This window comes from Microbacterium esteraromaticum (assembly GCF_016907315.1).
In the GTDB taxonomy this organism is placed as follows: Bacteria; Actinomycetota; Actinomycetes; order Actinomycetales; family Microbacteriaceae; genus Microbacterium; species Microbacterium esteraromaticum.
The window spans coordinates 1,956,323-1,979,863 of sequence record NZ_JAFBBS010000001.1 but is presented as its reverse complement, the minus strand read 5'-3'; the positions used below and the strand labels follow the sequence as shown (position 1 = coordinate 1,979,863).

Genomic DNA, 23,541 nt, shown 5'->3' with positions numbered 1-23,541 from the left:
GTACGTGATCCGGGGTTCGCGGCCCCTGCGGCCCGCAGCACACGTAGCATCGGGGCATGGCCAGCACCGCTCGCACGCTCACCCGCATCGCCCTCGGCGGCTTCCTCGCCTTCGCGGGAGTCAGCCACCTCACGGTCGCACGCCGTGAGTTCCAGGCACAGGTTCCCGACTGGGTTCCGCTCGACCCTGACGCCACGGTCGTGGCATCCGGGGTGGCCGAGGTCGGCCTCGGCACGGCGCTGCTGTTCGCCTGGCGGCAGCGGCGCCTCGTCGGCGTGCTGACCGCGCTGTTCTTCATCGCGATCTTCCCGGGCAACGTGTCGCAGTGGACACACCGCCGCGACGGGTTCGGGCTCGACACCGACATGAAGCGCTTCGCTCGGCTGTTCTTCCAGCCGGTGCTCGTGCTGCTGGCGCTCTGGAGCACCCGGCGCGGCTGAGTCCGGCCCTCCAGCGGTTCACAACTCCGAAGATCCGGCCATAGAACGGCAGAAACCGGCCGATCCGCACACGGATCGGCCGGTTTCTCCGGAGTTGTGACGGTCAGACCGTGAGCACCGCCGACTCGAGCCGCTGGTACGAGGCCTCCATGCCGTCGGCCATGCCGGTGGCGAGGACCATGTCTCGGGTCTCCTTGTCGGGGAACTCCATCAGCACGGTGATGAGCGTCGCGCCGTCCTCTTCGTAGAAGCTGACGTCGTTGAGGATGTCGGGTCCATCGGTTCCCTGCATCCGCTCGAGCTGCACGGCGCGACGCGGTGCGTCGACGAGCAGCATCTCGCCCTCGAAGCCGAACGGCTCGCCCTCGGTGTCGCCGACCGTAGCCCAGGAGTTGCGGTAGCGGTCGCCCGCGTTCAGGCCGACCTCGCACTCCGTCATCTCCCAGCCGTCGGGTCCGAGCATCCACCGCTTGATCAGCTCGGGCTCGGTGTAGGCGCGCCAGACCAGGTCCCGCGATCCCTCGACCAGGCGCGTGATGCGCACGTGGGTGTCGTCGAGCATCTCGACCTCGGTGCCCTTGCCCTGGGCGTAGTCGCGCAGGTCCTGCAGCACAGCATCGAGCTGTGCCATCGCCATGCGGGTGCCCTCGACCGCGCCCATGGCGACGATCTGCTCGAGCGCCTCGAGCGAGACGAAGTGGCTGGTGTTCAGCATCCGGGTGCCGGTCGCGGTCGACTCGAAGGTGAACTCCATGCGCATCGCAGGGAAGTCCTCGTTGGGGTTGCCCTGCTCATCGCTGAATCCGTCGAGCACCTCGAAGCGGTGCGGCTTCTCGATGGCGAGGAACTCCCAGTAGCCCGAGGAGATCTCGCCGCGCGGACCGTGCATCGTGTAGGTGGCGCGGCCGCCGACCTCGTGGTTCCACGAGGTGAAGGTCGCGGGCCAGCCGGGAGGGCCCCAGAACCGGCCGAGCTGCTCGGGGTCGCTGTAGACGCCCCAGACCCGCTCGATGGGGGCCGCGAGGTCGGCGACGACGGTCATCGTCAGGTTCTCGTGGTCGGTGATGATGTCGGTGACAGGCATTTCACATTCCTTCGTTGGAGGTGTCGGATGCTGATTCGGCCAGCAGGTCGTCGAGCCGGGCGATGCGTGCTCGCCAGAGCTCTTCGTATCGGGCGAGAAGCGCCCGCGCACGGGCGATCATCTCGGGGTTCGCGCGGACGAGCCGCTCGCGTCCCTCGGCGCGCTTGACGATGAGGCCGGCCTCTTCGAGGACGGCGACATGCTTCTGCACCGCCGCGAACGACATCTCGTAGTCGCTCGCGAGGGTGGAGACGGATTGCTCGCGCTCGATCGTCCGGCGCAGGATGTCGCGCCGGGTCGAGATCGCGAGTGCATGGAACACACGATCGATCTCCGCTTCGCTGAGTTCTGTTTGTACAACCATTTGGTTGTACGTTATGCGAGGCGGATGCCTGTGTCAAGAGGTTCCTGTCGGCCGGGCGCACGCGCTGAGCGACACCGGAATCCTGTCCACAATCTTGTCCCCCAAAAGGGGGACAAGAGAGATGAAATCCTGATATATTGCTTGGGTACCTGGGGAACTCGGCTCGACGGGACATGGGGGACCGCCACGAGCTGAGGACAGGACATCACTCCCCCCAGTGATGTCACCGCCTCGGGGATGCGGCATGGGGAAACCGCGTCCTCGGGGGCGGTCGTTGTGAACGGAAACGAAGCGCGCCGCCCTGGCGGCGCCGTCAAGCACAGCCACCTTCGTCGGAATCCGAAGCGCCGAGCGCGCCGCGACTGAAGGCGGGACCAACGGGAGGGAACCATGGTCACTCAAGCGATCCATGTCGAGGACGCAGAAGAGCTGCGCTGGCTGCGTGCCGGCTGGCTGAAGCACGTCCGCGAGCGCACGTCGACATACTCCGTCGTCACCGCCAGCCTCTTCCTGCTGTTCGGCGTGCTCGGCATCATCGAGCTCTTCGAGACCGACATCACGCTGTGGGAGCAAGTGCTCTCGGGCGGGACGGCGCTGATCGGCCTGGGGGTCTTCGCGCTCGTCGCGCTCATCGGCATCGAACTGCCGCACTGGGTCGGGATGGCGCTCGTCGTCGCGCACGCCCTCGTCTCGGTGTACTACCTCGGCTTCTCCGACGAGCAGCAGAACGCGATCGCAGCGCTGCAGGAGCTGCCGCTCATGGCCATGTTCTTCTCCTGGTTCTACGGCGCCAGAATCGCCCGCGCCGGTGAGTTCGCCCTCCTCGTCGTCCTCGGCGTCGCGACGGCCGTCGGCCCGTTCGCCGCGGCGGCGGGTGGTGTGTTCGGCCCCGCGAACATCATCGGCGCCGCACTCTTCACCTGGCTGTGCCTCGAAGCGGGGCTCTTCGTGCGTCACCGCATCCGGCTGGAATCGCACTCCGACCCTCTGACCGGTGCGCTGAACCGTCGAGGATTCATCGCCAAGGCCGAGCTCGAGATGCGTCGCGCGACCCGCCATCAGCGGCCGCTCGCCATCGCCGTGCTCGACCTCGACAAGTTCAAGTCGATCAATGACGGCGGAGGTCACGCCGCCGGCGACTACGTGCTGCGCTCGCTCACCGCGCAGTGGATGTCGCTGTCGCGCCAGACGGACATCGTCGGCCGTCTCGGTGGTGACGAGTTCGCCATGCTGCTTCCCGAGACCGATGAGGATGAGGCGCGCGTCGTGATGGCGCGGCTGCGTGAGTACGCGAGCCACTCCTGGTCGTGGGGCGTCACGCAGGTGCACCCCGGCGACACGATCGAGGGCGCGCTCGACCGTGCCGACAGAGCGATGTACGCCGAAAAGGGCTCGGCGACCGGCGCCCCGAGTCGGCGGCAGGAATCCGAGACGGTCGCGCTTCTCTCGGCGTAAGCGGATTCCCCGCTGCGGACCAGCCGCGGGATCGCTCTCCCGCTGATCGACGCATAGCGGTACGCGCCGCAGCAGCCGCGACCATTCGCGTCGTCTGCGAGGACGAAGGACAGGCAGATGGCGGGACGCGGCGAGGACCCGGGTCCCCAACGCGCCTAGAAGGTGTTCGCGCTTTTCGCCAGCAGGCCGCCATCGCAGATCAGGTGGCTGCCTGTGACGTAGGCGCTCTCTGCGGAGAGCAGCCACAGCACCGCATCCGCTATCTCTTCCGGCCGCGCCATCCGCCCCAGAGGAATCTGCGCCTTCGCGGCTTCCTCGAGCTCCACACGCCGATCGAGCAACGCCGCCCCCTCCAGACCGAAGTAGAGGATGTCGGTGTCCGTGGCTCCGGGAACGACGGCGTTCACGCGCACGCCATCCGGTGCGGCATCCAGCGCGGCCGCCCGCACGAACGCCGAGACCCCGCCCTTCGACGCTCCGTACGCGGTATTGGCGCCACCGGCGAAGCCGACGAATGCCGACGGCGACGAGACGCATACGAGCGACCCGCCCTCTCCTCGGGCGCGCCAGTAGTTCACCGCCGCCCGCGATGTCAGGAAGGTTCCGCGGAGGTTCACGGCCATCACGCGATCCCACGACTCGACGCTCGCGGACACAAGAGGTTCGCTCACTTCGATCCCGGCGTTCGCCGCGACCCCCGATATCGGGGGAAGCTGCGCAGCGATCGATGCGAACGCGGCGCCTATCGCTTGCTCATCGCTCACATCGCACACCAGCGGAAGCGCCATCTCTGCGCCCGCGGTGGCGACGGCCGCCGCGGTCTCCATGAGCGCCCGCTCATCGATGTCGAGCAGGGCGACGTGCCGGCCGCGCTTCGCCGCGCCGAGCGCGATGCCACGGCCGATCCCAGAGGCGGCTCCGGTGACGACGACCGTGGTCACCGGTCGGACCCCCGGGCCGCGGTCGACGAGAAGTGGGTGCGGATGTGCTCGGTGATCGCCTGGCGTCCGAGCTCGCTGTCCCCGCTCTGCAGCGCGCGGAGGAGGTCCCGATGCTGTTCCGCCACCGCGTGGGAATCGCCGTGGTACTTCGCATCCCGCCGGAAGTACGCCCGGACGCGCGGCTGGATCGTGCGCCAGATCTGCAGGCAGTGCTGCTGGCCCGACAGCACGACGATGGCCTCGTGGAAGCGGATGTCGTCGTCGGCGAGACGGGCGAGGTCTCCCGCCGACGCCGCCTCGTCCATGCTCTCGATGATCGCGTTCAGCCCGGCGACGTCCTCGTCGGCCACCGCCGACATCGCCTTGTCGAAGGCGAAGCGCTCCAGCGCGATGCGGATGGGCACCAGCACATTCTCGATCTCCTCCTGCGAGACGCCGAGGACCTCGGTTCCCCGGTAGGGATACGACACGACCAGCCCCTCCTGCTCGAGCTGACGAAGCGCTTCGCGCACGGGCGCGCGGCTCGTGCCCAGCTGTGCGGCGAGCTCGAGCTCGGTGAGCTTCTGCCCCGGCTCGAGATCGGCGGTGGTGATCGCCTCTCGGAGTATCTCGGCGACACGCTCGCGGCGCGAAGCGGCAGGCACGGAGGGGAGCGAGGAGAGTCCGGTCATCATGTCATCGTACCGACGATCGAGAGATTGTCGACAAAGTCCATTCGCATCGGAGAGTCGCGTGGAAGGTCTCTCCCGGGCCCAAACGCTGCAGTGTGTCGGTGGCGAGTGCGTCTCCCAAGCCGAGGCCAGGCGCCGTCGATGGCTCCCACGCGAGCGTGTCGGCGCGCGGCAGCTCGTCCGCGGTGTAGTTGTGCCAGAGCAGCCAGTGCGGCAGGGTCCCCGCCTCGTCGATGAGCGAGACGGTCAGCTTCGCGCCGATCACCGATGCCGACGCCCCGTGCCCCTGGCGGCACAGATGCCCCTCGCTCTCGTCCGCGCGACGCGGCACTGCGGCCACCCGCTCTCCCGCGAAGACAACGTGCCCGTCCGCGAACATGTCACGCGAGAAGCACGGATGCTCACCCCACGTGAACGACCGCAGACCGCTCCCCGCGTTCCGGACGGTGGTGGCGACTGTGAGGGCGTCCGTCTCTAGCGTCACGATCCGCGTCAGCTCCGCGACACCCCCATCCAAGAAGCGCCCGGTGACAGTGCACACCACGTGCGCTTCCGAGCTATCGAGCACCGTCCAGGCCACCCGGGGCGCCCAGCCGTGCTGCTGCGTGGTCGCAGTCGGGATCCCCGCGCTGGGGAACATGGGAAACCAGCCGCCCACAAGCACCTCATCGTCGAACTCGCGCGCCGATGCCTCGCCGACAGTCCTCGACGCCTCCAGCAGGCGGGGCTGCCGGCCGTCCGCCCACAGCAGACTCCCCGGCCCGGGATCGATCTCGGCGATCAGGCAACCGTGCGCAGGCGCCACCGTCGCCCGGGCACCGCCGACGCGGAGCACATGCCGGGGCAGCGTCACGCCGTCCCCTCCGCCTCGGCGCTGCCGGCGCTCGCGGGCATCTCCTCGAGGGAGCGCCCATTGGTCTCCTCGACGCCGAAGTAGACGAGCACGAACGACAGCGCCGCCGTCACCGCGTACAGCGCGTAGCTACCGGGAAGGGAAACATCCCGCAGGCTGGGGAAGGAGAAGTTCAGCGCCACGCCAGCGAGCCAGTTCGCCGAGGCGCACACCGAGAGCGCGACCGCGCGGATGCGGTTCGGGAACATCTCGCCCAGCAGCACCCACACCACCGGCCCCCAGGACACGGCGAACGCGACGACGAACAAGTTCGCACCGATCAGGGTGATCGGCCCCCACACCCCTCCCAGCTGGGGTGCACCATCCACGATGCGCGCGGTCGAGAACCCGATACTGACGAGCACGAGGCTGACGAACATCCCGACCGACCCTGTGAGCAGCAGCACGCGTCGACCGACCCGGTCGATCAGCACTATCGCAGCCACCGTCGCCGCCACGTTGATGAAGGAACTGAACACCGACAGCCCGAATGCGGCGGACTCCTCGAATCCGACCGACTCCCAGAGCGAGGTCGAGTAGTAGAAGATCACATCGATGCCGACGAGAGCCTGCAGGGCCGCGACGCCGATGCCGACCCACACCACGGGGAGAAGCCCGTGCCGCTTGTGCAGCAGGTCGCGGAAGCGTCCGGACTCCCTGTGCTGCAGCGTCTCCGCGATCCGATCCGTGAGGACGCGCGCCTCCGTCTCGTCGACGCGCTGCAGGCGGATGAGCACCCGCCGGGCCGCGCTCACCTGCCCACGAGCGACCAGGTACCTCGGGGACTCCGGGACGACGAGGGCCAGCATCAGGTAGATCAGGGCGGGGACGACCCCGGCGATGAACATCCAGCGCCACGCCGGGAGCCCGAGGAACACCTCTGCATCCGCACCGCCCAGCGACAGGGCGATGCCGCTGTCGGAGAGGAGCGCTGCGAAAATCCCGAGCACGATCGCCATCTGCTGCATCGACGCCAGCCGTCCGCGGGCGTGCGCGGGGGTGATCTCCGAGATGTACAACGGGCCGAGCACGGTGGCGAAACCGACCGCGATGCCTGTCACGAGACGCCAGGCGGCCAGATCGATCACGCCCTGCGCGAGTCCGCAGCCGATCGCCGCCACGAAGAACACCACGCCTGCAGCCAGCATCGTGCGGGGTCGCCCGATCCGGTCGGCGAGCCACCCGGCGCCGAGCGCCCCGAGCGCTGCACCGAGCAGCGTCACCGCGACGACCACGCCGAGGCCGACCGCGTCGAGGCCGAGGTTGCTTTCGAGCGCCGTGACCGCGCCGTTGATCACCGCTGTGTCGAAGCCGAAGAGGAACCCGCCGACGGCAGCAGCGACGGCGAACCACGTCACCGCCGGGGTCAGCCGGCCGTGCTCAGCGGGGCCGGATGGTGTGCTGCAGAGAGCGCCGCGACGCGTCCTGCGAGACGGGCCATCATCCTTGGCGATCGACGATTCAGTGGACATCTGATCTTTCCAATCGGGTTCCTGGGCGGTGCACGGTGCGACTTCCGTGCGAGACGACCGGCACGCCGTTCACCCAGACGTGACGGGCTGCGGTGGCGTAACTCTCGGGCATGACGAAGGTGTCGGTATCCCTCAGCAGCGCCTCATCCCAGAGGACCAGATCGGCGAAGGCGCCCTCGACGACGAGCCCCCGGTCACGGAGGCCGAAGTGCGCCGCGACCGCTCCCGTCATCTTGTGCACGGCGGCCTCCAGAGTCAGCGTTCCGACACGCAGCGCGTGATGGCTCAGGAAGTGCTGCGAGCCGTGGAAGAACAGTGGGTGCGGTGTGCGCGCGCCGAGAACGCCGTCACGCCGCGATGTGAACCCGTCCACGCCGAGCAGGAAGCGGTCATGGTGCACGGCCTCCGCCACGTGCTCGGGCTCGAACAGCGAGCCCATGAGCTGGACGGTTCCCAGATCGCCTCCTGCCGCGGCCATGACGTCGAAGTAGGCATCCCACTCGTCTGTGCCGTTGGCGGCGGCGATGTCGGGGAAGACCATCCCCTCCCACTCGGGAGTGGCGGGGCTGACAGCCAGGCGCACCCGATCCCATTGGCCGCGGTGCACGAACCGCCAGTACCGGTCGAAGTCCTCGCGCACCCGCCTGCGCACGGCGGGATCTCTGAGGGCCTCCGCTGCGGCTCCCTCGCCTGCGGAGAGCAGCCAGTCGGGCAACAACCCGGCAGCGAGACCGATCCCGTGCGGATAGGGCGTCATGTCGGCCAGCACATCGACCCCGGAGCGCAGTTCGCTCTCCAGCCGCGCCACCGCGTCCAGCCAGGCGCCTTCGGCAGCACCGGTGCCGTGGCGGACGTTGAGATGCGAGAGCTGTGCGCGCACCTCTCCCGCGTGCACCACGCGGAAGAACTCGTCCACGGCCTCTGCCAGCGCCGCGTCGCGGTTGCGGATGTGACTGGCGTACATCGCGCCGTAGCGTCCCGCCACACGGGCGAGCGCCTCCAGCTCCCCCGTCGTGGCGGTGCGCCCCGCTCCGTACTCCAGTCCGGAGGTGAAGCCGAGCGCCCCGGCTTCCAAGGCCCCATGCAGGTGCTTCTCCATCCCTGCGATGAGGTCGCCTTGTTCGCGTTCGGCCGCCCGCCGCAGAGCCGTGTGGCCGACGAACCACGCCAGGTTCTGCGCCGTCCCCCCGTCGTGGACGACGCTGAGGAAGTCCGCGAACGACCGCCACCGCACGTCGCCCTGGTACCCGAATGCGGCCAGCGCACGGCGAGCGGTCTCTTCGTCGCCCTTCGCGATCGGCGCGTACGTGACGCCGCAGTTCCCCACGATCTCGGTTGTGACCCCCTGGTGCACCGTGCTCAGCGCATCCCGATTGGAGAGGATCGACCAATCGCTGTGACTGTGCGGGTCGATCAGGCCGGGCGTGAGCAGCAGGCCATCCCCTTCGATCTCCGTTGCGGGCGCGGCGCCCGGAGCGCGCCCGACGAAAGCGACGCGGGAACCGGCGACGCCGATGTCCGCCGTGAAGGCCGGGGCGCCAGAGCCGTCGATGACGCGCGCACCGCGGATGACGACGTCGATCACGAGCTCAGAGCACCTTTCCGAGGAACGCGCGGGCACGCTCGGTCTGCGCGTTCGACAGCAGCTCGTTCGGAGTCCCGCTCTCGACGATCCGCCCGTCATCCATGTAGATCACCCGGTCGGCCACCTCGCGCGCGAACCCGATCTCGTGAGTGACGACGACCATCGTCATGCCCTCCGCGGCGAGTCCCTTCATCACCGACAGAACCTCGCCGACGATCTCCGGATCGAGCGCCGAGGTCGGCTCGTCGAAGAGCATCACGTCTGGCTGCATCGCGAGAGCCCGCGCGATCGCCACGCGCTGCGCCTGTCCGCCGGAGAGGTTCCCTGGGAAGGCATCCGCTCTCGCGGCAAGACCCACCTTCGCGAGGAGGGCGTCCGCGCGGGCGCCGGCTTCTTGAGCGCTCAGCCCGAGCACCTTGCGCGGGGCGAGCGTGACATTCTCCCTGGCCGTCAGGTGCGGGAACAGGTTGAACTGCTGGAACACCATGCCCACATCCCGTCGGACGGCCGCGAGGTCTGACCGCCGCTCCTTCGAGGTGAGCACGTGACCGTTCACCTCCACGCTCCCCGAGCTGGGGGTCTCGAGGCCGTTCATGCACCGCAGCAGTGTGCTCTTGCCTGATCCGGAGGCACCGATGATGCAGACGACCTCGCCCTCCGCAACGTCGCAGGTGATGCCGTGAAGCACTTCGGTGGGCCCGAAGCTGAGCCGCAGATCGGTGACGGTGATCATTTCGAGTCTCCTCGTGAAGGGGTGAGCGCGTCTTCCACCCGGGGGGCTCGCGCATGGACGGTGAGTCGACGTTCGTATCGCCGACCGGCGATGGAGAGGGCGAAGCAGATGACGAAGTAGAACGCACCCACGACCAGGTAGGCGAGGATCGGCTGCCCGGTCTGCGAGGCGACGATGTTGCCGGCCCTGGTCAGCTCGATCAGGCCGATCACGGCCACGAGCGAGCTGTCTTTGATCAGCACGACCAGGAAGCCGATCCCTGGTGGCACCATGATGCGCGCGGCTTGCGGCATCACGACGTAGCTGAGCTGCTGCGGCCATGAGAGTCCGAGCGCCTGTGCCGCCTCGAACTGCCCGCGCGGGATCGCCTGGATGCTTCCGCGGACGATCTCGCTGATGTACGCCGACGCGAAGATGGTGAGGGCGAGCACCGCGGCCCAGTAGTCGGGGACGTTGCTTCCGGCCGACATCAGCGGCAGAGCAAAGTAGACGAAGAAGATGATGAGCAGCACGGGAACCCCGCGAATAGCGCCCACCCAGATCGCGCTGATCCAGCGCAGCGGGGCGTAAGGGCTCGCAGCGAGGATGCCGGACACGATGCCCACGGCGCCGCCGAGCAGCACGGACAGGACGCAGATCTGCAGCGTCACAGAGGCGCCCTGCAGGATCAGCAGGAGGTCGGGGAGGTCGAAGGACGTGAACATCAGGCCACCTTCCAACGGATGCCGCGCGTCTCGATGAGACGGGACGCTCCCGCGATCAGGAACGCGACGACGAAGTAGAGGAGACCGCCCACGACGAACGTCTCGATGGTGCGGAAGGTGGTCGTCGTGATGCCCATCATCACGTGCATGAGCTCAGGCACGGCAACGATGGACGCGATCGACGAGGCGAGGAAGAGCAGGATCACCTGGTTGGTCAGCGACGGAAGCACGTTGCGCAGCGCGGGCACCAGTCGCACGTGGAGGAACGTCGTGCGACGCGACAACCCGAGCGCGTCCGCCGCCTCGATCTGCCCCCGGGGGATCGCCTCGAAACCGGCGCGGTAGATCTCTGCGAGATATGCCGAGTTGTTGACGCTCAGGGCGATGACACCCGCCGTCACCGGATCGAGGTTGACCCCGACCGAGGGGAGCGCGAAGTAGATGAGGTAGAGCTGCAGCAGCAGGGGGGTGTTCCGGATCGCCTCGACGTATGTGGCGCCGACGGCTCGGAGGATCGCGTTGTGCGAATCCCGCAGAAGGTAGACGACGACGCCGAGCGGCGAACCGATGAGCACGGCCGCGAGGGTGATCAGCGCGCTGACGCCGAGACCGGCGAGCAACGCGGGCGCGTGGGGGACCAGATCCCCGAAGAAGAGTTGCATGAGTTGTCCGATCCGGGTGCCCTGCCCCGCGGGCGGGGCACCCGAGGAGGTCGCTACTTGATGAGCTCGGGGACGTCGGTGCCGAGCCACTCGTTATATGAGTCGTTCGCGGCGTCGCTGATGTTGTAGTTGAGGATGAAGTTGTTGACGTAGTTCAGCCACAGCTGATCCCCCTGCCTCATCCCCATGGAGACCACAGAGGGGCTCAGCTGCGGGGCATCCACGATCACGAACTCGTCCCCGGAGTCGGCGAGGATGCCCTGCGCGACGGAGTTGCTCTCCATGAGCGCGTCGACCTTGCCGCTGCGCAACGCCTGAATCGAATCGGCGACTGCTTCGAACAGACTGGCCTTCGCATCCGGGAAGCGGTTCTCGAGGATGGTCGCAGGCACGCTGCCGCGAGTCGCTGCGACGGCGCGTCCCGCGAGGTCGTCGTAGGAAGCGATGGTGCTGTCCGACGGCACGAGCACGACCTGCCCCTCGGCCGCGTACGGACGAGACATCGCCACCTTCTGGGCGCGCTCATTCAAGTTGGTGAGCGCGGCGATCACGATATCGACCTTGCCCGTCTCGAGCAGCGGGATGCGGTTGGCGTTGGTCGTGGAGACGTACTCGATCTTGGCGCCGAGGGAGTCGGCGAGCGCTTGGGCAGCGTCGATGTCGAAGCCCTCATACTCGCCCGAGCTCTTCAGGACTCCGTAGGGCGGGGCGTCGGCGAACACACCGACCACGAGCGTCTTCTTCTCGAGGACCGTCGTGAGCGTGCTCTTCTGCGTCCCTGCTGCCGAGGTGCCGCTCGAGGTGCACGCGGTCAGGGCGATGGCGGCTGTCGTGGCCATCGCCACGCCGGCCAGGATGCGCGTCAACTTCATTGTTCGTGCCTTTCGGGTTCGGGCCACCGGCGCTGCTATCGAGCACAACGCCGTGGATCGCTTGTCGCACCGCTGCTGGGTGCCGGAACAGACACTACCCACACTTTGCCACTTTGTCGACAATCGACTATCGTCCTTTCCGGGGATGGACCGCCTTTCCCCATCACCCCTGGAAGGTCTTCATGCGCATCACTCGAATCGACACCTGCGGCCTGCGAGGCGCCACGCCCGAGGGCGGGTGGTCGCACGAACTCCAGCCGGACGACATCGTTCACACACTTGTCGCGGTCCACACGGACGAGGGGACAGTGGGAGTCGGCAGCGCCTTCACCACCGAGAATCTGGTGCGCGGCGCAATCGATCTCCTCTCCCCTCACCTCATCGGCGAAGACCCCCGCGAGGTGGAGCGCCTGACCGAGACCCTTCACCAGACGGCCTTCTGGATGGGTCGTGGGGGCTCGCTCACTCACGCGACGAGCGCGATCGACATCGCCCTCTGGGACATCGCTGGACAGGTCGGGTCCCAGCCGGTCGGCCGCCTCCTCGGCGGCCGGCACCGCGACCGGGTTCGCCCGTACGCCTCTGTGCTGATGGACGAGGCCGACCCGATGACGGCCAACCTCCAAGAACTCGTCACCACGGGATTCACTGCCTTCAAGATCGGCTGGTGGAAGTTCGGCCGTGTGGACGCGGCGACCGACGAAGCAACCGTCGCTGCGGCGAGGGCAGCGGTCGGCGATCGCCTGCTCGCGGTCGATGCCGGCGGGTCCGAGGCGTTCTTCCCCGGCGACCTCGCCTGGGCGAAGCGGACCGCGCGAATGCTCGCCGACTACGACGTCGCCTGGTTCGAGGAAGCCCTCGCCCCCGATGATCTTGACGGTTTCGCCGAACTGCGGGCCACCTCTCCCGTGCGGATCTCCGGCGGCGAGGTGCTCACCCGGCGGCAGAGCTTTCAGCCGTACCTAGACCGGCACGCTTTCGACATCGTGCAGCCGGACACCACGAAAGGCGGCGGCCTCAGCGAGTCGCGCCGGATCGGCTGGATGGCTCAGGACCGGGGCATCCGCCTCATTCCACATGGCTGGAACACGGGCATCGGGCTCGCCGCAGACCTGCAGTTGGCGTCAGCACTGTCATCGACCGACCTCGTGGAGTACAAGACGGGCTCGGTGTACGTCGACGACCTGATCCTCGGCGGATGGACATTGGATGACGAGGGTTTCCTCGACATCCCGTCCACCCCCGGCCTCGGCGTGACGCTCGACCACGAAACTCTCGCCCGTTACGGCACCCGTCCGGGCTTCTCGACCCCCGCAGACTGACGGCTCGCAACGGCGCCGATTCACGTCGAATATATAGACTGGTCTATTCTTGGACCATGACCTCAAAAGGCGCCCTCACCAGAAGCCGACTCGCGGAGTCGATGCTCGAGCTCATCCAGACCAGCGGCTACAGCGGCACCGGCCTGAATGCAGTGATCGACCATGCCGGAGCACCGAAGGGCTCGCTGTACTTCCACTTCCGCGACGGCAAGGAGGGGCTCGGCGTCGCGGCGGTCGAGCTCGCCGCGGATCGCTTCGAGTCGCTGATCTCGGAGTCCGCAGCCGCGGCGGGCGGCGCGGCGGGCGGCGCCCGCGCCGTCATCGAGACGCTCGCGGCGATCGTCGCCGACAGCGACTACCGGCTGGGATGCCCGGTCTCGGTCGTCACTCTCGAGATGGGCGCCGAGAGCGAGCGTCTGCGCGCGGCCTGCGCGTCGGCATTCGAGTCGTGGATCACCCCGACGGCTGCCCTCCTGATGAGGGAGGGCCTGGAGCCGGAGGACGCCCGGTCGCTCGCCACCGTGGTCGTGTCGACGATCGAAGGCGCGGTCATCGTGTCTCGCGCGATGCGCAGCACGCAGCCGCTGATCGCGGCGGGTGACGTCGTCGCCACCCTTATCGATCAGCGCTGCCAGTCGGCGGAGCAGAATCGATGAGCGGGAACGACGCGCCCCGCCACGCGCTGGTCTTCGGAGCATCGGGGCTGATCGGCCGGCATGTGATCCTGGCACTCGCGCAGCAGGGCGCGAGCGTGACGGCCGCGGTCCGGACAGCAGAATCCGGAGCCCGCGTGCAGCGGTGGCTCCGCAGACAGGGCCTGACACACGACCTGAGCATCGTGATCGTGGACTTCGATGCCCCCGAGATCGTCCCCGGCGGCCCGTCCTCATTCGGCTCGGTCACCGAGATCCACAACTGCGCCGGCTCGTATCGCTTCGGGATGACAGCAGAGGAGGCGCGCGGCGCGAACGTCGGCATCGTCGAGAAGCTGATCGACTTCGCGACAGGGCTGCCCCACCTGCAGCGAATAGTCCACGTGTCGGGATATCGGGTGGGCGGTCAGGATCCTGCGGCAGTTCCGTGGTCGGATGCGCATCGTGATGTCCTCTATGCAGAGCTCGGCGCCTATGAGGCTTCGAAGATGGAGTCAGACGCGATCTTCCAGGCGGTCGCCACCGAACGCGGGCTCGCGTGGACCATCGTCAACCCGTCGACCGTGATCGGCGACAGCGCGACCGGTGAGTCCGACCAGCAGGTGGGTCTGGCCGCCACCATCGAGCAGCTCTGGAACGGCGCGATGACCGCGCTGCCGGGAGACGACTCGACGTTCCTTCCCGTGGTCACGGTCGACCACCTTGCGGCTTTCATGGTCGCTGCAGCCGTCGATCCAGCGGCCGTCGGCCAGGCGTACTGGATCCTCGACGACAGCACCCCACCGCTGGCGCGGATGCTGGCTCACCTCGGTCGCCACCTGGGCGCACGCGTGCCACGCGTGAGGATGCCGGTCGGCGTCATCCGCCGCCTGCCGGCGTGGGTCACCAAGGCCGACCCCGAGACGCTCACGTTCATGTCGGACGACCGCTATCCCACCGGGCCGGCGGCTGACCTCGCCGCTCGGCACGGGATCGGGATGCCCGATGTGGGGACGTCCCTCGAAAGATGGGCCGACCACATGGCCGCCCACCGCTTCGGCGCAGCCGCGGGTCATGCCCGCCGGTTCGTCGACGTCGCCGGTGTGAGGACGTTCGAGCTCGGCACGCCGGGCGCGAGCAGCCTGATCCTCCCGGGTCTGCCCGTGAACGCCGACACCTGGGGCGGGGTCGCATCGTCCACGGGCGCGCGGATCGTCGACCTTCCGGGCCTCGGCCTCAGCGGCGGAGCGGGCATCTCGGACTGGGGGCGGTGGCTTCCGGCGGTACTGGGAGACGAGCCCGTCGACCTCGTCGGGCATTCGCTCGGCGCGGCGGCGGCGGTGATCGCCGCCGACCGGTTCCCCGCCCGGGTGGGCTCGCTCACGCTGATCGCGCCCTTCTTCCTGCAGAGCCCCGCGGGCAGCTGGACCGCTCTGCGACCACTCGTGCGCACCGCGCTGCGCCACACCGACGCGAGGCGCCTCTCGCGGCGGCTGACCGGGTCCGCGCACAGCGCTCCAGAACTCGCCTCGAGTGCCGACGACCTGCGCAGGCGCACGGGCGGCGCTGCGGCCGATCACCTCGCACGCACGCGATCAGCGCGGTGGCGGGCAGAGCTCACCGCCGCTCTGATGCGCTTCGACGGGCCCGTCCGCATCATCACCGGCAGCCGAGACCCCCTCGCTCCCGATGCGATCGAGATGCTTGCGTCGGCCGGGAACGTCGAGCTTCTCACGCTGCCCGGGGCCGGACACCACCCGCAGCTGACGCACGCCGAGGTTCTTGCAGGACTGCTCACGCCGCTGACCGTGCGCTGAGCCCGCTCGGGGACGCGAGCGTCGGCGCCGTATCCCGAGCCTTCGGGAATACCCCCGGGGGGTATATTCTTAGTACCCCCCGGGGGTATCAAGGATGCCATCGGCATCCGACCCCGAGGCGAAAGGCACGCGACGAACAATGACCGAAGACACGAACGCCACCGGCACCTGCTGCAGCACCGGAGCCCCCCATCCCGCAGCATCCGCCGAGGGCCGACCGAGCTTGCTGCACGCGACCGACGAACCGACCACCTGTCCGGTCATGGTCGGCACGCCCGTCGACAGGAAGGCCGCCGAGGCGGCTGGACTGTTCCGCGACCACGACGGCCGTCGGTACCACTTCTGCTGCGCCGGCTGCGCGCCCGCATTCGACGCCGACCCCGCCAGGTACGCCGCCCACGTGGCGTGACCTCCCCCATCCCCCGCATCTCCCCCAGAACGGATTCATCGTGTCAACCTCAACCAGAGACATCCCCACGGCGAGCACCGCCGCACCGCGTGGCAACGCGCGGTGGTGGGGCCTCGCCATCATCGCCCTGGCGCAGTTCATGGTCATCATGGACGCGTCGATCATCGGTGTCGCCCTGCCCGAGATGCAGGCCGCCCTCGGCTTCTCCCCCCACACGCTCTCATGGGTGTTCAACGCCTATGTGATCGCACTGGCAGGCCTGCTGCTGCTCGGCGGTCGCCTGTCCGACCTGTTCGGCCCTCGACGGATGTTCGCCCTCGGCTGGGTCATTCTCGGCATAGGCTCGCTCGTGGCCGGGGTCGCCGGCGACGTGCCCGTCGAGCTGATCGGGCGCGTGCTGCAGGGCGCAGGGTCGGCGCTCATCGCCCCTGCGGCGCTCACCATGCTGATGATGCTGTTCGGCTCCGATCCCCGAGAGCTCACCAGGGCCATGGCGTTCTACGGTGCGGCCGCCCCCGCCGGAGGCACCGCCGGCGTGTTCCTCGGCGGCGTCATCACCGAGTTCGCCTCGTGGCCGTGGGTCTTCTACATCAACATCCCGATCGCGGCCGTCATCCTCATCTTCATGTGGAAGGCGCTGCCCGGCGGCAAGGTGGGGGCGCGCGGATCGGTCGACACCATGGGCGCGCTCACCGTCACGGTGGGTCTCGCGGCTCTCGTGTACGGCATCATCCGCTCGGAGGCCGCCGGCTGGGCATCCGCCGAGCCGTGGATCGCACTGGGCCTGGGCGTGCTGCTGCTGATGCTCTTCGTGATCATCCAGCGCGTGAAGCGCGAGCCGCTGGTGCGCCTGTCGATCTTCCGTTCACCGAACCTCGGCGCCGCCAACGTCGCCCAGGTCATGCTCGGAGCCGCGTGGATTCCGATGTGGTTCTTCCTGAATCTCTATCTGCAGCAGGTGCTGGGCTTCACCGCCTTCCCCGCCGGCGCGGCTCTGCTGCCGATGACGACCCTCATCATGGTCGGGATGATCCTGCTCGCGCCGCGGGTGATCGCAGCCTTCGGCCCCAAGGTGCCGATCGTCGTCGGTCTGCTCGTCCTCGCGGCTGGTCTCGGGTGGATGGCGTTCGTCAGCCCCGATGGGGGCTACTGGGTGGACGCGTTCCTGCCGTCGCTGGTCGTCGCCTTCGGTCAGGCACTGGCATTCATCCCGTCGCTGCAGACCGCGATCGCCGCGGCCCCGCCGGAAGAGGGTGGACTGGCCTCGGGAATCGTGAACACGAGCTATCAGGTCGGCTCGGCCGTCGGACTCGCCGTCGTGTCGGCGATCGCCGCCGCGTTCGGCGCCAGCCGACTGGGCGACCCGGTAGCGCTCACGCAGGGCTATTCGGCTGCCTTCATCGCCGCGGGCGCGCTGGCTCTGATCGGCGCGCTGCTCACGATGATCTTCTTCCGCGGGCGCTCTGCCGGTTGAGACGCCGAGCGAATGGTGCGCTAGCCGAGAAGACGGCGAGGGCGGCGGGTCGTGTCCGCCGCCCTCGCTTCGACCCCCTGCCCGCCGGCGCTTCAGCGCCGCCCGAACACGGCGTGCAGCAGCGGCACGACCGAGGCGCACATCAGACCGACGCCCCACCCTGATGCAGGTTCGAGCAGCAGAACGCCGCCGATCAGCATCCCCCCGAAGAGCACGGCCGACACCGCACGGTAGGCGACGCGGATGATGCGGTCGAGCCGCAGCTCGAGGCTCGAGATGTCGAAGGTGAGCGACCCCGAGTCGAGGCGGTTGAGAGCCGCATCGACGCGGGCCGGAAGGCGCCAGAGCGTCGACATGTTCGTCATGCTCTGCGCGCCGAGGTCGCGCAGCATCCCGCCGCTCTCGTCGCGCAGCAGCTTGGTCGCGTACGGCTCGACAGGCTCCCAGATGTTGAACGTCGGATCGAGGGCGCTGCACATGCCTGAGGTCAGCGACACGGCGCGCATGAGCAGCAGCATCTTCTCGGGGAACTGCACGGGCAGCGCCCGCACCGTGTCGCCGAACTCCCGCGCGAAATCCTGGAACTCCCGCGGATCGACATCGCGCAGCTCGTTGAACCCCATGCCGCCGAACCGCGCGAACAGCATGGTCAGCGCACGTTCGAGCTCTGCCGTCTGCGCCGACGGCAGCAGCACGCCGATCTGCTGCGCAGCGACGATCAGGCCGTGACTGTCGCGCGAGGCGACGGCGATCACCAGAGTGCGCAGTCCGGCGCGGATCGTGTCAGGAACCTCGGCCATCATCCCGAAGTCGATGAACGTCAGTCGCCATCCGCCATCCGCGGAGGGCGTCACGAAGATGTTGCCCGGATGCGGGTCGGCGTGCACGAACGAGTGCGTGAACACCTGGTCGAGCATGACCTGCGCGAAGACCTGCGCGACCTCAGCGGGGTCGATGCCTGCGGCGCGCAGCGCGACCGTGTCGCTGATCTTGATCGCGGTGACGTCTTCGAGCGTGAGCACGCGGCGCGTGGAGCGCTCCCAGACGACCGCCGGCGCCGAGACCCGGGCGTCATCGGCGAAATCCGAGGCGAAGCGCTCGGCGCTCGCAGCTTCGTGCAGGTAGTCGATCTCCTCGTGACAGGTCTCGGCGAACTCCTCGACCAAGGCGGGTGCGTCGACCCGCGACGAGACGGCGCGCACGCGCTGCGCCCACCTGGCCACCCGCCGCAGGGCTGCGAGGTCGACGGCGACGATCTCGTCGATCCCCGGCCGCTGCACCTTCACGATCACCCGGTCGAGTCCGGTGTCGGCGGCGTCGGTGGGCGAGAGGGTGGCGCGGTGCGCCTGACCGAGGGATGCCGCAGCGACAGGCGCCGGATCGAACGAGGCGAACGCGTGCGAGAGCGGCATCCCCAGTTCGGCCTCTGCGGCCGCCCTGATGTCGTCGAACCGCTCGGCGGGCACCTCATCCTGCAGCCCCGCGAGCTCGGCGGTGATCTCCGGTGGGAGCACGTCAAGACGCGAGGACATGAACTGCCCGACCTTGATCATGAGGCCGCCGAGCTCGACGGCGAGGCCGCGGAAGCGGCGCGCGAGGCGCAGCATCCTGGCATCCCGGGTGCGATCCGCGACCCGGCCGAGGCCGAGGCGCGGCAGCACCAGCTCGAACCACCAGATCTGCGCGAACGCACGCGCGGCGAAGCGCAGGATGCGGCGATAGCGAGCCTGGTGCACAGAACCCCCTGAGTGCGGGATCACCCCTCGGCGAGGATCGCGTACAGCCTACGCCGGGCGTCTTCGAGGATCTCGACGCCCTCCTTCACCTGCTCGGGAGTGCCGGTGCGACCGAGCTGCGCGGCAGCGCTGGCGAGCTCCATCCCGGCCTTCGGCAGGCCGCCGAGATGACCCGAGCCGGTGCTGCTGCGCTGACCTGCACCCTCCCACGGCGCGGGCTTCGCCGCGAGCTCCTCGGACTCGGCGATGCCTGCATCCGTCAGCGAGTAGGTCTTGCGACCGCCCTGCTCGGTGGCGGTGATCATGCCCTCGTCGGCGAGCAGCTGCAGGGTCGGATAGACCGAGCCGGCGCTGGGCTTCCATGCGCCGCCCGAGCGCTCGCTGATCTCGCTGATGATCTGGTAGCCGTGCATCGGGCGCTCGGCGAGCAGCGAGATGACCGCCGCGCGCACATCGCCGCGGGCCATGCGCGAGCCGCCCGTGCGCTGCTCGAAGCCGTTGCGCAGCTGCTCGACCGCCTCCCACACGCCGGCGAGCGGATTGCCCGCGCCGTTGCTCGATCCGAAGGTGAACCCACTGGAGGGGAACGATCCGTTCATGATGACCTCCTGTTGCTGAACGATGCTTAACGATATGTCGCTGACAGTCGTTAGACAAGAGGTCGCGCCCGGCTCAGGGCTGGTTCTCAGAACCCCGGATCTCCCACGCCGCGCTCGGCAGCGAGCACGGCGAGTTCTTCGGCCGCCTCGCGCAGCGCCCGCACGACCTCGACGACCGTCGCGTCGGTGATGCGAGCGGCAGGGCCGGAGACCGAGACGGCGGCCGGCTGTCCGATGCCCTTCACCGAGACGGCGATGCAGCGCACGCCGACCTCCTGCTCGCTGTCGTCGGCGGCGAAGCCGCGCCCGCGCGCACGGCGCAGGTCGGCGATGAACGCCTCTTCGTCGGTGATGGTCTGCGGCGTGAACCGCGGCAGACCGGTGCGGGTGATCAGCGCGCGCACCTGCCGCTCGGGCATGGTCGACAGCATCGCCTTGCCCACGCCGGTCGAATGCGGCAGAACACGCCGTCCGATCTCGGTGAACATGCGCATACGCTGACGCGACGCGACCTGACCGGCGTACAGCACGAGGTCGCCGTCGAGCACGGCGAAGTTCGCGGTCTCGTGGAACTGGTCTTCGAGCCGGCGCAGCAGCGGCAGCGCGGCGTCGGCGAGCGGCGGCACGGCGTGCCGGCCCAGCGAGATCAGGCTCGCGCCGAGAGCGTAGCGCCGGTCTTCGAGCTGTCGCACGTAGCCGAGATGGTTGAGCGTGCCGAGCAGGCGGTGCGCGGTCGGCACGGCGAGGCCGGTGCGGCCGGCGATGGATGCCAGTGACGCCTCTCCTCCGGATGCCGCGAGCGCCTCCAGCAGCGAGAAGGCACGCGTCACGGACTGCACCGTCCCTGCCGGTGTCGAACCGGTCGCTGCGGCGGCTGAACCTGGGTTTGCGGCTGTTCCCTCCATGAGTTCCATCATATGAAATCGCCGCTCCAAAAGGTGCACGCCTGCCTAATCTGGTACTGCACTTTTAGAGGGGAGAGACATGTCGAGCACACGTCAGATCGTCGCCATCACCTATGCCACGGCGGCACAGGCAGTCGACCTCGCCATGCAGATCGGCGCCGAGCACGGCGTGCGCCCCGTGGTGTCGGTGGCCGACCCCTCGATGACCGTCATCGCGTTCGGCATGGCCGACGGCGCGACGCCCCACAGTGTCGAGACGAGTCGTCGCAAGGCCGCGACCGCAGCATCCACCCGCCGTCGCACCGCACTCATCCCCGAAGCGGTCGCCGTCGCGCTGCCGCTCGGCACGGGCGGCCTGCTCACGACGATCGACGGCGGCTTCCCCATCTACTTCGGCGATCAGCATGCCGGCGGACTCGGTGTCGCCGGCGGCACACCCGCTCAAGACGCGGAGATCGCCATGGAGACCCTGCGCCGGATCGGCGCTCGAACAGAAGGAATGGAACTATGACCTCGCACCTCAGTCGCGCCGATCTCTCGGTCGCCGCCCCCATCGTCGAGTTCGCCGAGGCGGCGCTCGCCGAGAGCGGGCGTGACGTCGACGAGTTCTGGGCCGGCGCCAGTGCGATCATCCACGAACTCGGGCCCCGCAATGCAGAACTGCTTGCGAAGCGCGATGAGCTGCAGCAGAAGATCGACGAGTTCCACCGCCAGAACCCGGGTGTGCCCGAGAAGAACGCCTACCGTGCGCTGCTGACCGAGATCGGCTACCTGGTCGAGGCTCCCGAGAACGTCGCCGTCACCACCGAGAACGTCGACCCCGAGATCGCGACGATGGCCGGCCCTCAGCTGGTCGTGCCTCTGCTCAACGCCCGCTTCGCGATCAACGCCGCCAACGCCCGCTGGGGCTCGCTGTACGACGCACTGTACGGCACCGACGCGATCGATCAGACCGGCGAGCTCGCGCCGGGCAAGGAGTTCAACTTCACGCGGGCCGCCGCCGTCGTCGAGCGCGGACGCGAGCTGCTCGACCAGATCGCTCCCCTCACTGAGGGCTCGCACCGCGACGCCACCGGCTACGCCGTCGACGCCGACGGCCTCATCGTGCGCACCGAGAGCGGCGACCGCCGCCTGGCAGACGCCGCCGGGTTCGTCGGCTACGCCGGCGAGGCGGATGGCCCCACCGCTGTGCTGCTCGTGCACCACGGCCTGCACGCCGAGATCGTCATCGACCGCTCCGGCCGCATCGGCGCGACGGATGCCGCGGGCGTGCAGGACATCATCCTCGAGTCGGCGATCACCACGATCCTCGACCTCGAGGACTCGGTCGCCGCCGTCGACGGCGACGACAAGGCGCTCGGCTACCGCAACTGGCGCGGATTCATGGACGGCTCGATCAGCGAGTCGGTGACCAAGAACGGGCGCACCTTCACCCGCACGCTCGCTGAGGACCGCACGTACAAGACGGCCGACGGCGGCGAGATCACCCTTCCTGGCCGGGCCGTGCTGTTCATCCGCAATGTCGGTCACCTGATGCGCACCCCCGCGGTTCTCGACCGCAACGGCGAGGAGGTGTTCGAGGGCATCCTCGACGCCATCATGACCTCGCTCGGATCGCTGCCTGAGCTCGAGGGCCCGAACCGGGGCGGCAACTCGCGCACCGGATCGATGTACATCGTGAAGCCGAAGATGCACGGCCCCGAAGAGGTCGCGTTCGCCGCCGAGCTGTTCAGCCGCGCCGAGCAGCTCCTGGGCCTTCCCGCCCGAACGATGAAGGTCGGCATCATGGACGAGGAGCGCCGCACCTCGGCGAACCTCAAGGCGGCCATCGCCGCGGCATCCGACCGCGTCGTCTTCATCAACACCGGATTCCTCGACCGCACGGGCGACGAGATCCACACCTCGATGCACGCCGGTCCCTTCCTGCCGAAGGCGCTCATCAAGCAGCAGCCCTTCATGAAGGCGTATGAAGACCGCAACGTCTCGATCGGTCTGGAGTGCGGCCTCGACGGTCACGCGCAGATCGGCAAGGGCATGTGGGCCGAGCCCGACCTCATGCACGACATGCTCGAGAAGAAGATCGCGCACCCGCAGTCGGGTGCGTCGACGGCGTGGGTGCCCTCGCCGACCGCCGGAACCCTGCACGCCCTGCACTACCACCAGGTCGACCCGATGGCGGTGCGCGCGACCCTCACTCCGACCGGCGACGAGGCCCTCGACGCGCTGCTGGTTCCGCCGCTCGCGGGCGAAGGAGACCTCACGCCCGAGGTCGTCGCGCAGGAGATCGACAACAACGTGCAGTCGATCCTCGGCTACGTCGTGCGCTGGATCGACCAGGGCATCGGCGTCTCGAAGGTGCCCGACATCCACGACGTGGGCCTGATGGAAGACCGCGCCACCCTGCGCATCTCGAGCCAGCTGCTCGCCAACTGGCTGCAGCACGGCGTGATCACCGAAGAGCAGATCGACGACAGCCTGCGCCGCTACGCGCCGGTGGTCGACCAGCAGAATGCCGGCGACCCGAACTACGAGAAGCTCGCCTTCGCCGAGGGCGAGCAGCCGGGCATCGCGTTCACCGCGGCCCGCCGCCTGATCGTCGAGGGCACAGCCCAGCCGAGCGGTTACACCGAGCCGCTGCTGCACGGCCTGCGCCGCGAGAAGAAGGCCGAGCAGGCCTCGGCCTGAGTGCGGTTCCAGAGGGGCGGATGCTGCGGCATCCGCCCCTTCCCCGTCTCCCGCGTGCTTCCTCCCGGTCCGAGAACAGGCTGGTTC

General features: G+C 68.7%; 23 protein-coding genes. 9 read left to right on the top strand and 14 right to left on the bottom strand.

Annotation, left to right across the window (positions count from 1 at the left end):
- Nucleotides 1-56 precede the first annotated feature (56 nt).
- Nucleotides 57-440: a DoxX family protein gene (locus tag JOE67_RS09545; protein ID WP_204975354.1), complete on the top strand. Its 384-nt coding sequence runs from the start codon at nucleotides 57-59 to the stop codon at nucleotides 438-440.
- A 103-nt stretch (nucleotides 441-543) separates the two neighbouring features.
- On the opposite strand, the gene JOE67_RS09540 is transcribed toward JOE67_RS09545, so the two are convergent.
- Both JOE67_RS09540 and JOE67_RS09535 read right to left on the bottom strand, forming a co-directional pair.
- Nucleotides 544-1,524, bottom strand: a complete 981-nt coding sequence (locus tag JOE67_RS09540; protein WP_204975353.1) for an SRPBCC family protein — start codon at nucleotides 1,522-1,524, stop codon at nucleotides 544-546.
- A 1-nt stretch (nucleotide 1,525) separates the two neighbouring features.
- A complete protein-coding gene (locus JOE67_RS09535) occupies nucleotides 1,526-1,888 on the bottom strand; it encodes an ArsR/SmtB family transcription factor (RefSeq protein WP_204975352.1) in 363 nt (120 codons plus the stop codon).
- A gap of 390 nt (nucleotides 1,889-2,278) precedes the next feature.
- Here JOE67_RS09535 and JOE67_RS09530 point away from each other — a divergent pair, with 390 nt between their 5' ends.
- Nucleotides 2,279-3,343, top strand: a complete 1,065-nt coding sequence (locus JOE67_RS09530; protein WP_204975351.1) for a GGDEF domain-containing protein — start codon at nucleotides 2,279-2,281, stop codon at nucleotides 3,341-3,343.
- Between the two features lie 155 nt (nucleotides 3,344-3,498).
- Here JOE67_RS09530 and JOE67_RS09525 read toward each other — a convergent pair whose 3' ends face one another.
- Genes JOE67_RS09525 through JOE67_RS09485 form a run of 9 tightly spaced genes read right to left on the bottom strand, consistent with a single transcriptional unit; the run spans nucleotide 3,499 to nucleotide 11,875 of the window.
- Nucleotides 3,499-4,284 (bottom strand): SDR family oxidoreductase, encoded by a 786-nt coding sequence (locus JOE67_RS09525; protein ID WP_204975350.1) that lies wholly within the window; start codon nucleotides 4,282-4,284, stop codon nucleotides 3,499-3,501.
- Nucleotides 4,281-4,955: a GntR family transcriptional regulator gene (locus tag JOE67_RS09520; protein WP_204975349.1), complete on the bottom strand. Its 675-nt coding sequence runs from the start codon at nucleotides 4,953-4,955 to the stop codon at nucleotides 4,281-4,283. The genes JOE67_RS09525 and JOE67_RS09520 overlap by 4 nt, the downstream gene beginning before the upstream one ends.
- Before the next feature lie 4 nt (nucleotides 4,956-4,959).
- The gene (locus tag JOE67_RS09515) at nucleotides 4,960-5,808 is read right to left on the bottom strand and encodes an aldose epimerase family protein (protein WP_204975348.1); all 849 of its coding nucleotides are present in this window, start codon (nucleotides 5,806-5,808) and stop codon (nucleotides 4,960-4,962) included.
- The gene (locus tag JOE67_RS09510; protein WP_204975347.1) at nucleotides 5,805-7,319 is read right to left on the bottom strand and encodes a sugar porter family MFS transporter; all 1,515 of its coding nucleotides are present in this window, start codon (nucleotides 7,317-7,319) and stop codon (nucleotides 5,805-5,807) included. The genes JOE67_RS09515 and JOE67_RS09510 overlap by 4 nt, the downstream gene beginning before the upstream one ends.
- A complete protein-coding gene (locus JOE67_RS09505; RefSeq protein ID WP_338041559.1) occupies nucleotides 7,309-8,904 on the bottom strand; it encodes an N-acyl-D-amino-acid deacylase family protein in 1,596 nt (531 codons plus the stop codon). Before JOE67_RS09505 ends, JOE67_RS09510 begins: the two co-directional genes overlap by 11 nt.
- A gap of 4 nt (nucleotides 8,905-8,908) precedes the next feature.
- Nucleotides 8,909-9,637 (bottom strand): amino acid ABC transporter ATP-binding protein, encoded by a 729-nt coding sequence (locus JOE67_RS09500; protein WP_204975345.1) that lies wholly within the window; start codon nucleotides 9,635-9,637, stop codon nucleotides 8,909-8,911.
- Nucleotides 9,634-10,341: an amino acid ABC transporter permease gene (locus JOE67_RS09495; protein WP_204975344.1), complete on the bottom strand. Its 708-nt coding sequence runs from the start codon at nucleotides 10,339-10,341 to the stop codon at nucleotides 9,634-9,636. The genes JOE67_RS09500 and JOE67_RS09495 overlap by 4 nt, the downstream gene beginning before the upstream one ends.
- On the bottom strand, nucleotides 10,341-11,003 hold the full coding sequence (locus JOE67_RS09490; RefSeq protein WP_204975343.1) for an amino acid ABC transporter permease: 663 nt from the start codon (nucleotides 11,001-11,003) through the stop codon (nucleotides 10,341-10,343). The genes JOE67_RS09495 and JOE67_RS09490 overlap by 1 nt, the downstream gene beginning before the upstream one ends.
- 53 nt (nucleotides 11,004-11,056) lie before the next feature.
- Nucleotides 11,057-11,875: a transporter substrate-binding domain-containing protein gene (locus JOE67_RS09485; protein ID WP_204975342.1), complete on the bottom strand. Its 819-nt coding sequence runs from the start codon at nucleotides 11,873-11,875 to the stop codon at nucleotides 11,057-11,059.
- 182 nt (nucleotides 11,876-12,057) lie between these two features.
- Between JOE67_RS09485 and JOE67_RS09480 the strand changes: the two genes are divergently transcribed.
- From JOE67_RS09480 to JOE67_RS09460, 5 genes are all read left to right on the top strand, one after another.
- Nucleotides 12,058-13,197, top strand: coding sequence for a mandelate racemase/muconate lactonizing enzyme family protein (locus JOE67_RS09480; protein ID WP_204975341.1), 1,140 nt, complete (start codon nucleotides 12,058-12,060; stop codon nucleotides 13,195-13,197).
- 56 nt (nucleotides 13,198-13,253) lie between these two features.
- Entirely contained in the window at nucleotides 13,254-13,853 is a 600-nt protein-coding gene (locus JOE67_RS09475) for a TetR/AcrR family transcriptional regulator (protein ID WP_204975340.1), read from the top strand.
- Nucleotides 13,850-15,646, top strand: coding sequence for an alpha/beta fold hydrolase (locus JOE67_RS09470; RefSeq protein WP_204975339.1), 1,797 nt, complete (start codon nucleotides 13,850-13,852; stop codon nucleotides 15,644-15,646). The genes JOE67_RS09475 and JOE67_RS09470 overlap by 4 nt, the downstream gene beginning before the upstream one ends.
- 139 nt (nucleotides 15,647-15,785) lie before the next feature.
- Nucleotides 15,786-16,055: a YHS domain-containing protein gene (locus tag JOE67_RS09465; RefSeq protein WP_204975338.1), complete on the top strand. Its 270-nt coding sequence runs from the start codon at nucleotides 15,786-15,788 to the stop codon at nucleotides 16,053-16,055.
- Between the two features lie 40 nt (nucleotides 16,056-16,095).
- Nucleotides 16,096-17,529: an MFS transporter gene (locus JOE67_RS09460; protein ID WP_338041558.1), complete on the top strand. Its 1,434-nt coding sequence runs from the start codon at nucleotides 16,096-16,098 to the stop codon at nucleotides 17,527-17,529.
- A 92-nt stretch (nucleotides 17,530-17,621) separates the two neighbouring features.
- Here the strand turns inward: JOE67_RS09460 and JOE67_RS09455 are convergent, their stop codons facing one another.
- From JOE67_RS09455 to JOE67_RS09445, 3 genes are all read right to left on the bottom strand, one after another.
- Nucleotides 17,622-19,265: an ABC1 kinase family protein gene (locus JOE67_RS09455; protein ID WP_338041557.1), complete on the bottom strand. Its 1,644-nt coding sequence runs from the start codon at nucleotides 19,263-19,265 to the stop codon at nucleotides 17,622-17,624.
- A 20-nt stretch (nucleotides 19,266-19,285) separates the two neighbouring features.
- Nucleotides 19,286-19,864 (bottom strand): PadR family transcriptional regulator, encoded by a 579-nt coding sequence (locus JOE67_RS09450; RefSeq protein ID WP_204975337.1) that lies wholly within the window; start codon nucleotides 19,862-19,864, stop codon nucleotides 19,286-19,288.
- 86 nt (nucleotides 19,865-19,950) lie between these two features.
- The gene (locus JOE67_RS09445; RefSeq protein WP_338041556.1) at nucleotides 19,951-20,694 is read right to left on the bottom strand and encodes an IclR family transcriptional regulator; all 744 of its coding nucleotides are present in this window, start codon (nucleotides 20,692-20,694) and stop codon (nucleotides 19,951-19,953) included.
- A 154-nt stretch (nucleotides 20,695-20,848) separates the two neighbouring features.
- Between JOE67_RS09445 and JOE67_RS09440 the strand changes: the two genes are divergently transcribed.
- Both JOE67_RS09440 and JOE67_RS09435 read left to right on the top strand, forming a co-directional pair.
- Nucleotides 20,849-21,280, top strand: coding sequence for a GlcG/HbpS family heme-binding protein (locus tag JOE67_RS09440; RefSeq protein ID WP_204975335.1), 432 nt, complete (start codon nucleotides 20,849-20,851; stop codon nucleotides 21,278-21,280).
- Nucleotides 21,277-23,454: a malate synthase G gene (locus JOE67_RS09435; RefSeq protein WP_204975334.1), complete on the top strand. Its 2,178-nt coding sequence runs from the start codon at nucleotides 21,277-21,279 to the stop codon at nucleotides 23,452-23,454. Before JOE67_RS09440 ends, JOE67_RS09435 begins: the two co-directional genes overlap by 4 nt.
- Nucleotides 23,455-23,541: the final 87 nt, after the last annotated feature.